The following is a 9540-nucleotide window of genomic DNA, read 5'->3' as shown; positions in this document are numbered from 1 at the left end:
GTCTTGCTCTTATATTAAGACGCAAAGGCGTGAGGGCCTGAGACATTGAGATGGCTGCGTATCCGTAAGGGATACACCGGAGTGACGCTTCGAAATGCTAAAATCCTGCAAATAAAACAAATTACGAACTTGTTGACCAAATTATATAGTCAAAATTTTAGTTCAAAAATCTCCGCAATCGCGGACAATATATCCTATTTCGTGCTTTCACTAGAAAAGCACACTCAAATGCGTCACTCCGGCGTCGCTGGATGCGGGAAAACCGCCTGTCCAGTGGCAAACGGGGGTCGGAACTGGCAACAGTCCTGGCCTATCGTAAGGCCCATCGCCGTCGCCCTGAAATGGGGCCTCGGCAATGTGCTGGGACTGTTTTCCACAGGGATTCTCCGGCTTCGGCTGGAGTAATCCCTTTTTCTTTTTCATAGCCGGGCCGGCGTCCGAAACCGTGACCACTCCGGCCAAGCCAGGGTATCCTCCCCGTATTTACCCATTAAATACTGGAGGATGCCAACATGGATGATTTCAACCTGATCTATTCCTACAGCCGCGACCAAGCCATTGAAGACGGCGTTTTAATCGACGTGACCACCCAGGCGAAGGAAGCCGGTTTCAAATTCCACACCGTCGTTACCGATAACCTGTTCCATTCCTACATCACGCCGCCGGCTGGCCTGGAAGGCGAGGGGCAAAGCAGTTCCTCCGGGCGGCTCCACGATCTCTTCATGGTCCTTCGAACGGCCATCCTCGGCAAATCCGCTACGGATTACCTCGAACTTGACGTTCTTTTCCTGATGGTACCCGGTCGCCACGAGCGTGTTCGGATCATCGCCGTCGTCGGCCCTGGGGACCACGGGGAGCCGGTCATGACCATCATGCTGCCGGGCGACGATTAACTCGGCTGGTCCTATGGGTGGGGTATTCTCCTGTACAGGGCAGCGGTCACCATTTTCCAAAATGATAGCGAGGGCCAGGCTCCCTTTGGGGGTGCCCTCTTCCCGGATCCCTTTTGGGGACGCCCCTCCCAAGCCCCCGGAGCCCCCTATACTCCCCATTCCTGGGGTTTTGGGGGCTTCCCCGGGGTTTTCTATCCCCCAGACCCAAAAGCCCCGGAAATCGCAGCTCCGGCCCAAAGCCGCTTTTTCAGGGAGAATAAGTTCGCTGACACATGGTCCAAAAGGCTGATTTTGCATGAAAAATGCTAAATTTATGCGCATTTTGACAGAATTATGCTTTAATTACAGATATTTATTACAAAACAACCACAAAAGGAGTTCACCATGGCAAAGAAGCCCGAAACCACCGAGACTGAATCCACAAGAATCGAATCTCGGTATCAACCAGGCCTACTGCGTCAGTGTATCTCCGAGAACCTCTCGGCAGACTCCATGATGGAACGTGTTGGCATCCTGCATAAGCAGACTTTGCGAAAGCATTTACTGCGCCTCATGGCAGAGGACAAGACCTTCTACGACATTGAAGGCCTCTTCCTGCGGGGCAGCAACCTTCCAAAGGTAAACCCCAAGGGGAGGCTCACGCTTAACCTGCGCGGTATCATCATCGCTGGTCAGGAGGTACGCGAAGGCGACCTCTTTCAAATCCAGATCGAGGAAGACCGCATTGTCCTCACCCGAGGATAACCCACAACCGAGGGGTCCGGCCGTAAGGCTTGGACCCTTCTCTCTTTCGGAGCGTCTCGCTGCCGGCGAGCCCGGTACAAATGATGCCATTTCCAAAGCCGCTTTCTCCTCAAGAAGCGGCATTGGCCCAGGATTTTTCCAAAAGGCTTTTAGCTTCAACGAGATACATGGGGGTGGCCCACCGGCCAAGCTCCCAGTGCTATTTCCAAAGATCGATTTGATCCTTCCCCAAAGAAAAACATGCTTTCAAGGAGGTAGCTCCATGCGAGTGGACCCGTTCATCGAGACGCGATATCTTCGCTCAATCAAAAGACTTTTGGTCGACAGTCCGAGAGATAAGCTTCTGTTTGTCATGGGCATAAATTCCGGCTTGCGTGTCCAAGACCTGCTGGCTCTCCGAGTCGCCGCCGTGCGCGGCTTGAAGCTCGGTGACCGCATCTCCATCCAGGAGAAGAAAACCGGCAAGCCCAACGTGCTCATCGCCAACAAGGAGATTCTGGCGGCCCTGGAGGAATATCTCGCCATCGCCCAGCCCGAGGACAGGCACTACCTGTTCAAAAGCCGCAAGACGGCGAACTCACCCCTGACAACCCTGTCCGTCACCAAGAAGGTGAAGGCCTGGGCCGCCGCCACCAACCTCAAAGGGAACTACGGCTGTCATTCTCTGCGCAAGACCTGGACCTACCATCAGCGTCGTGAATTCGGCGTGTCCTGGGAGGTCTTGGCCAAGCGGCTGAACCATTCCAGCCCATCCGTCACCCGCCGCTACATGGGCGTTCAAGACGAGGAGGTGGAGCAGGTGCTCATGAATACCTTGTAAAAAGCTTAATAACAGGTGGTTACAGCATTGGGTCGCTGCGGCGGCAACCCTAGCCAGGGCGACCCAATTTTTTTCAGGAGAGTCGAATCATAGGGATATCTATCAGCAGTAACAAGCCTAAATATTGAGGTAAAAAACGCAAATGGCACGAAAAATATTTTTTTATGCGAAATAATTATGGGCAATCATATGATCGAGCCTAGCAGGAGGAAGTCCCACAAAGTGTTGCAGGGAATCCGAAGCAATTGAAAACGCCAACTTCCCTGCAATATCGGATAGCCTGGAATGCATTGGGGCAAAATCTCGTGTAATAATCGGCCCATGTCGGTCGGACCATTCTTAACACCAGCGAAAGCTGCCGAGTACTGCGGGTACAGCGCCCGGCGTTTTCGAACGCTCTCTAGGGATTTCTGCATCCCGAAGTATGGTCCTCATCAAAACAGATTCTGCGTCGCCGACCTAGATGCTTTTATGGAGGCCCCAAGCACCTTCTTAGACGGGGCGTCTGCTGAAACACGAACACCTTTGAAGTTGGAGGTATAGAAAAATGTCTGTCCACAAGCGAAACAACAACGGCACCTACTATGTGGCGTACCGTGACGAAAATGGCCGCCAGCATACCAAGACTTTTGGCAAAGGGCGCGCTGCAAAACGTGAAGCCGAGAAGTTCGATGAGCAGGTTAAAGCCCACAAGACAATCGAAGTTCCTTTGGACGTGTCTACGCCAGCACCTGGGAAAAAGATTTTTCTTGATGAACTCTCCCAGATGTACATTAACGCCAAGAAAGCGGAGGGGAAGTCCATTCGCCGGCTCAAAGAGCTTGCGGTCATCCTCGAACGGCACATTATTCCCGCTTTCGCACAACGCCCGGTTGAACAGATCCGGTTCGACGAAGTCATTAATCGTGTTGGAAAAATCTATGCGAAACGTTCACCCGTGACCAGAGGGAGGTATCTGGCTTATCTGAAGACGGTTTTCCAGTTCGGCGTGGACAACGAGTTGATCGAGAAGAACCCTCTCCGCCGCTGGAAAAAGCCCAAGGAGCGGCCACGGGACACGAGACTCACCGTCACCGACTTGAACAAGATTAAAGCCGCCGCCGTGCCGCATCTGGCCTGGGCGATGGAAGTCGCTTGGAACCTGGGTGTCAGAACGGGTCCGTCTGAGTTACTTGCCCTGAAGTGGGGTGATATCAATTGGGAGGAGCAGATGGTTTCCGTGTATGCGACCAAGACCAAAACTCGAAGAATTATTCCCATCTCGGACGAGTTCATGGCGCGGCTTCAGCAGGTGAAAGATTCAGCCCTGTCTGACTTTGTCGTCGAGTACAACGGCCGGCAGGTCAAGCAGATTAGCCGGTCCATGAGGACGGCGTGCCGGCGTGCCGGGATTACCTATCCCGTGGTCCTCTATGATATCCGCCACTTGTTCGCGACGACGCTCCTGCGGGAAGGAGGTGACCTCTCGGCGGTGAGCAATCTGATGGGGCATTCCTCGATCCAGATGACCGCGAACAATTACTACCATCTGCTCGGTGATGAAAAACGTAGAACAATTGCTAAGTTGCCTCGGTTGGACCAGCCGGCCCGCTGATCCCGGCCCACATGGGACACGGTGGAGCAAACAGCATCCTGTCCTAAGTTAGCAGCATCCCTGCCAAAAGTTATCCAGGTTTCCCCATGGAAAACCAGTGGGTTGGCCAAAAGGTTATCCACCAAGGTTATCCAAAAGCAAAAGGGGACAGGAACCAATGTCCTATCCCCTTGAAATAATTGGTCGGGGCGAGGTGATTTGAACACCCGGCATCCTGCTCCCAAAGCAGGCGCGCTACCAGTCTGCGCCACGCCCCGACGAAGAGGGAACTGGTTACTGCAACTTCCCGGTTATGGCAAGCAGATCGCCACGGCGTAGCCAAGTTTCGCGGTTCCAAAGATATATGTGTTGTTTTGAAAATAGTATTGTAAATTCAATGTGTTGTCGTTTTCAGGTTAGAGCCGGATTGCGCGGACGCGGCTCTAGGGCAGGCCGACGCCGGCGATGGCCGCGCCGCAGGCGAAACACCGGCCTCCCACTGTGCGCGCGGCCAAGAGCCCCATGCCCTCGCGCTCGATGAGCCGTTCGCCGCAACCCGGGCAGTGGGTGGCACTGGTGGCCCTGTCCCGGACATTGCCGACATAGACATAGCGCAGCCCGGCCTCGCGGCCGATGGCGTAGGCCCGTTCCAGGGTTTCCGGCGGTGTCGGCGGCCGCTCACGCATGGCAAAATCGGGATGAAAACGCGAAATGTGCCAGGGCGTGTCCGGGCCAAGCTCCTTGACCAGGAATGTGGCCAGTTCCGTCAACTCTTCGGTCCCGTCATTGTCGCCGGGAATAAGCAGCGTCGTTACTTCCAGCCACCAGCCAAGTTCACGAATGCGCACGAGATTTTGAAGCACGGGTTTGAGCCGCGCCCCGCAGATGCGCTCATAGAACTCCGGTCGCATGGCCTTTAAATCGATGTTGGCCGCGTCAATGCGCCCGGCCAACGCGTCCAGGCAGGCCGGACTCTGGAACCCGTTGGAAACCAGGATGTTTTTCAGGCCCCTGGCGTGGGCGAGGTCGGCTGTCTCGGCCATCAGCTCAAAAAAAACCGTCGGTTCGGAATAGGTGTAGGACACCGAGGCCGCACCGGCCCCCTTGGCCGCGGCAACCAGTTCGGCCGGAGTCGCCCGTTGCCCGGCAATGGCTTTGCCCTGGCGCGGCGGCTGGGACAAACTGAAATTCTGGCAAAAGGAGCAGGACAGATTGCAGCCCATGGTCCCGAACGAAAACGTCGTCGTGCCGGGCAGAAAATGATACAGCGGTTTTTTCTCCACCGGATCGAGGTTGGCGGCGGCCACCCGGTCATAGACCAGGGTGAAAAGCGCGCCCCCGTGATTTTCCCGCACGCCGCAAAGGCCGCGCTGGCCGTCGTCTATGCGGCAAAAATGGGCACACAGCCGGCAGGACACGCGCCTGTCAGGCAGGGCTTTCCAGAGAGCGGCAGGATGCATGGTACCTCCGGTGGCGGCAGAAGCTATGAACCGCTGCCGGCCGATCCCTGGCCGCCCGGCGCACTTTGGTTGTACTGGCCCATGCCGCCGGGCTGGCCTTGCTGGGGGCGACCCGTTTGCGTCCCGGTTTGCTGGCCGGTTTGCCCGGTCTGCTGGCCGGGCATGGTGCCCACCTGGGGATAGATGTAAAAGGGGCCGACTTGCTGTTGGTCCGGGGTCTGTTTGGGACGCGGCCGCACTTCCATGATGACGCTGCCGTCGTCTTCGCGCCCCAGGCGCATGTGGTCCACGTTGCCCAGACGCACGTCGCGCCGGGCGTCGTCGTCGCTATCCCAGGCACTGTCCGAGGGCGGGGCCGGCGGCGGGCCGTACTCGGCCGGCGGCGCGCCTGGCATCCCATCGGCCAGGGCCAGCGTCGCAGCAAACAGGGCGGCGGTCAGGGTCGCGGCCAGTATCGCCGCCCCAGCCCGCCGGGGTGCGGCCTTCCCTTGAAGTTCGCCGGTAAAACGGCTAGCATGACATGTTTTCATTTGGTATTTCCCGCAAGGAGCGACCCCATGGCCGACAGATCGGCAGCCTACAAAGCCGCTGGCGTTGACATCGACGCCGGCAACTCCCTGGTTTCGCGCATCAAGTCCATCGTGGCCGGAACCTACGGCAAGGGCGTGCTCTCCGACATCGGCGGTTTCGGCGGGCTTTTCAAGCTCGACACCGGTGCCATGGCCGAGCCCGTGCTTGTGGCCGGGACCGATGGCGTGGGCACCAAGCTCAAGCTCGCCCACGACATGGATAAGCACGATACCATCGGTATCGACCTTGTGGCCATGTGTGTCAACGACATATTGGTGCAGGGCGCGAAGCCGCTTTTTTTCCTGGATTATTTCGCCACCGGCAAACTCTCGGTCGATCTGGCCGCCCAGGTCGTTACCGGCATCGCCGACGGCTGCAAAGAGTCCGGTTGCGCCCTTTTAGGCGGCGAGACAGCCGAAATGCCGGGCTTTTATCCCGACGGCGTGTATGATCTGGCCGGCTTTTGCGTGGGCGTCGTGGATAACGCCAAAATCATCGACGGCTCAAGCATCGGCGTCGATGATGTCATTATCGGCATCGAAGCCTCGGGACCGCATTCCAACGGCTATTCGCTGATCCGAAAAATCCTGGCCGACTCCGGGCTGGCCCCGGGTGACCCGCTGCCCAATTCCACCCAGACGGTGGGCGAGGCGCTGCTCGCACCCACGCGCATCTACGTCAAGACCGTGCTCAATCTGCTGCGCGACTTCGACATCAAGGGTATGGTCCACATCACCGGCGGCGGGTTCTACGACAACGTCAACCGCATCCTGCCCAAGGGCGTGGCCGCCCAGATCCGCTTCGGCTCCTGGCATGTGCTGCCGGTGTTCGACTGGCTCAAAGACCAGGGCAAGCTCACCTGGCCGGAGATGCTGCAAATTTTTAATTGCGGCATCGGCTTTATGCTGGTGGTGGCCTCGGAGAACGCCGACGATGTGGTGCAGCGCTTAAAAGCCCTGCACGAATACGCCCGCGTCATCGGCCGTATCGGCATCCGCAAAGAAGGTGCCGAGCAGGTCGAGGTTATTTTTTAGGGGAGAGGTGAGGAAAAGAGAAGAGAAGAGTGCCTCCGGCGGCCAAAGGGCTGAGCCCTTTGGAATCCCACCTGAAGGCAAGGGGTTAAGGGGGAACGGCGTTGCCGCGACGGTGGGTGTGAGCGGGACTTGCTTCGGGCGGGCTCATGCCGCAGGGCAAGCTTTAGAGGAACCACTTTTGCCCCTGACCCCACCGGGGAAATGAGCCTCCGGCCCCCTCCCGACGTGAGAAGTTTTTTACGGGGAGCGGGTAGGCGAGGCGCTGTTGGCCCGTAGCGCTTTCAAGAAATGACGCCGCCCCTGGTCCAAACCGGATGATTCCGGTTTGGACCAGGGGCGGCGTTTTGCGTGGGGGCGTGCGCCCCGTTTGCCAGTCAGCCCGGATAACCCCCTAACTATTTTCCCCTTCCAGGGGGTCCGGGGGGGATGATCCCCCCCGGCCGCCGGAGGCATCCGCCTCTTCCTCTTTCGCTTCTCGCCCCTCCACATATGGGTTGAAATACCCAAATTTAACCCAGGGGCAGGCTTTGCGCAGGCGTTTGCGGAAATTGGCCAAGCCCATGGAGGCGTGGCGGGCCGGGTTGGCCATAGCGCCGCTGCCGGCTGCCACTTGCAAATAGAGCTGGGGGTCGAGGTTTAAGTTGCGCAACTGGATGAAATCGACCTTGTGCTCGGTGACCAGCTCGGTGAGCGCGGCCAGTTCGGCCTCGGTGTCGGAGACGCCGGGGAAGAAAAGGAAATTGAGCGACACGAACAGCCCGCCGGCCTTGGCCCGGGCGATGGACTCGATCACGTCGGCAAACGCGTAGCCCACCGGCCGGTAATAGGCTTCGTAAAGGGCTGGCTCGGCGCTGGACAGGCTGACACGGATCGAGGTGCCGCCGGCGGCGGCAAAGGCTTCCACGCCGTCCGGCAGGCTGGCGTTGGTGTTGATGTTGACCGTGCCCTGGCCGCCGCTCTGGCGAAAGCGGGCCACGGCCTCGCAGATGACCTTGGCTTCGGTGAGCGGTTCGCCTTCGCAGCCCTGGCCGAAGGAATAGATGGGCCGCTTTTCCCGCCGGCCGTGTTCGACCATGACTTCCACGATTTCCTGGGCCGTTGGCCGAAAGCGGATGCGCGTCTGGGTGGAGGGAAAGCCCGAGTCGGCGTCTTGCAGCGACAGACAGCCCACGCACCGGGCGTTGCACACGCGCGAGGTGGGCAGCGGCGCTTCAAACCGGCCAAGGGCCAGATTGCGCGCGGCCGGGCAGCAGGAGGTCAGGGCGCAGCCGCTTAAGTGTTCGATGAGCCTGTTCTTGGGGAATTTGGCCCGAAGCGCCTTGGCCCCTTTGACGATGCGCTCCCGGCTGATGCCGGTAAAGACTTGCCGTTTGTCCTCGTCCACCCGGGCGGCGGCCACGTAGAAGCGCTCATTGGCAAAGCCGACGGCGCCGTAGGCAAAAAGCGGCAGCACCGGGGCACCGTCGCGGGCGGCATAGGCGGCCGTGGCCGAGAGGGTGTAGCCGGGACAGACGAAGGCGGCCACGGCCCGTTCTTCCAGGTGTTCGATCTCGCCGGATTCGGGATCAAAGCCCAAGGCGTCGCGGCCGGGCAGCAGGAACAGTTCGCTGTCCGGGGGCAGGGCGATGATCTCGTCGGGGCGCGGCGGCTCCAGGCGATCCCCCCGGCGCACCAGCATTTCCAACTCGGGGTGGTCATAGATATTGCCGTCGTCGTCGGCGAAAACGAGCTTGGGGCGGGGTTTGTGTTCGGCCATGGGAGCCTCCTATTGAGAATGGTAATCTTTTTGGCACCATCTTTAGACACCTGATGGTGCATGTATTTTTGTATTTCTAATGCTATTTTAGCGAAGTATGTGTCTTGTTGCTCGCTTTTTTGTTGGGGAAAATTGACAGTTGTCGCCTTTTTAGGTAAATATTTATATGGACGAAAATCATTATGTATTTAAACTGTTTGAAAAGCAGTACTACTTTGAGTTGGATTTGAAAGAGAAATTGTCGGGCAAGCTTCAGATGTATATCATGGTAATTGTCCTTGTTGTTGGTTTCTTAGGTACTCAGTGGTTCGATGGGAAATCATATGGGGGATTACAGAAATTCTTTTTTGTTTTATCAAGTTTCATATCCGTGACGGCATTGGTCTATGCGACTTATTGTTGCTGTCGAAGTCTGTTTCCTTACGAATGGCATGTTCTACCTTCGGCCGCAGCTATAGAAGCCCACAGGGTCGAGTTGTACGCGTTTTATGATAGTCATGACAAGAAAGAAGAGGTCGTTAACCAAGCTTTGGTCGATCTCATGTATAAAAATTTTGTACTCTGCCATTTCTGTCCGGCTAATTTAGAAGAGATAGCCTGCTAGAATTGTTTGGTTTTAAGCGTTGCCGTCGCGGGTCAATGAGGTCGAGAATTTCACATTGCTGAAACAGATTTCGTTGCACCAGCCGG

General features: G+C 57.4%; 9 protein-coding genes and 1 tRNA gene. 6 read left to right on the top strand and 4 right to left on the bottom strand.

Annotated features, from left to right (window positions below):
* Positions 1-512: 512 nt before the first annotated feature.
* The 4 genes from GTA51_RS19570 to GTA51_RS19555 all read left to right on the top strand — a co-directional run bounded on the left by GTA51_RS19570 (position 513) and on the right by GTA51_RS19555 (position 4051).
* Complete coding sequence (locus GTA51_RS19570) at positions 513-893, top strand: DUF6573 family protein (RefSeq protein ID WP_160964128.1); 381 nt, start codon at positions 513-515, stop codon at positions 891-893.
* Between the two features lie 384 nt (positions 894-1277).
* On the top strand, positions 1278-1637 hold the full coding sequence (locus GTA51_RS19565; RefSeq protein WP_160964126.1) for a hypothetical protein: 360 nt from the start codon (positions 1278-1280) through the stop codon (positions 1635-1637).
* A gap of 262 nt (positions 1638-1899) precedes the next feature.
* The gene (locus GTA51_RS19560; protein ID WP_160964124.1) at positions 1900-2457 is read left to right on the top strand and encodes a tyrosine-type recombinase/integrase; all 558 of its coding nucleotides are present in this window, start codon (positions 1900-1902) and stop codon (positions 2455-2457) included.
* A 547-nt stretch (positions 2458-3004) separates the two neighbouring features.
* On the top strand, positions 3005-4051 hold the full coding sequence (locus GTA51_RS19555; protein WP_160964122.1) for a tyrosine-type recombinase/integrase: 1047 nt from the start codon (positions 3005-3007) through the stop codon (positions 4049-4051).
* A gap of 180 nt (positions 4052-4231) precedes the next feature.
* On the opposite strand, the gene GTA51_RS19550 is transcribed toward GTA51_RS19555, so the two are convergent.
* The 3 genes from GTA51_RS19550 to GTA51_RS19540 form a co-directional block, all read right to left on the bottom strand.
* Positions 4232-4308: transfer RNA gene (locus tag GTA51_RS19550), tRNA-Pro, on the bottom strand.
* Positions 4309-4473: 165 nt separating this feature from the next.
* Positions 4474-5490, bottom strand: a complete 1017-nt coding sequence (gene amrS / locus GTA51_RS19545) for an AmmeMemoRadiSam system radical SAM enzyme (RefSeq protein ID WP_160964120.1) — start codon at positions 5488-5490, stop codon at positions 4474-4476.
* Between the two features lie 23 nt (positions 5491-5513).
* A complete protein-coding gene (locus tag GTA51_RS19540) occupies positions 5514-6020 on the bottom strand; it encodes a hypothetical protein (protein WP_160964118.1) in 507 nt (168 codons plus the stop codon).
* A 27-nt stretch (positions 6021-6047) separates the two neighbouring features.
* On the opposite strand from GTA51_RS19540, the gene purM reads away from it, so the two are divergent.
* Entirely contained in the window at positions 6048-7094 is a 1047-nt protein-coding gene (gene purM, locus GTA51_RS19535) for a phosphoribosylformylglycinamidine cyclo-ligase (RefSeq protein WP_160964116.1), read from the top strand.
* A gap of 391 nt (positions 7095-7485) precedes the next feature.
* Here the strand turns inward: purM and GTA51_RS19530 are convergent, their stop codons facing one another.
* Positions 7486-8850 carry a radical SAM family protein gene (locus tag GTA51_RS19530; protein ID WP_160964114.1) on the bottom strand — a complete coding sequence of 455 codons (1365 nt, stop codon included), beginning with the start codon at positions 8848-8850 and terminating at the stop codon, positions 7486-7488.
* 166 nt (positions 8851-9016) lie between these two features.
* On the opposite strand from GTA51_RS19530, the gene GTA51_RS19525 reads away from it, so the two are divergent.
* Complete coding sequence (locus GTA51_RS19525; RefSeq protein ID WP_160964112.1) at positions 9017-9454, top strand: hypothetical protein; 438 nt, start codon at positions 9017-9019, stop codon at positions 9452-9454.
* Positions 9455-9540: the final 86 nt, after the last annotated feature.

The organism is Solidesulfovibrio aerotolerans, from assembly GCF_009856865.1.
In the GTDB taxonomy this organism is placed as follows: Bacteria; Desulfobacterota; Desulfovibrionia; order Desulfovibrionales; family Desulfovibrionaceae; genus Solidesulfovibrio; species Solidesulfovibrio aerotolerans.
The sequence above is the reverse complement of the archived record's forward strand: the minus strand, read 5'-3'. Positions and strand labels throughout refer to the sequence as shown.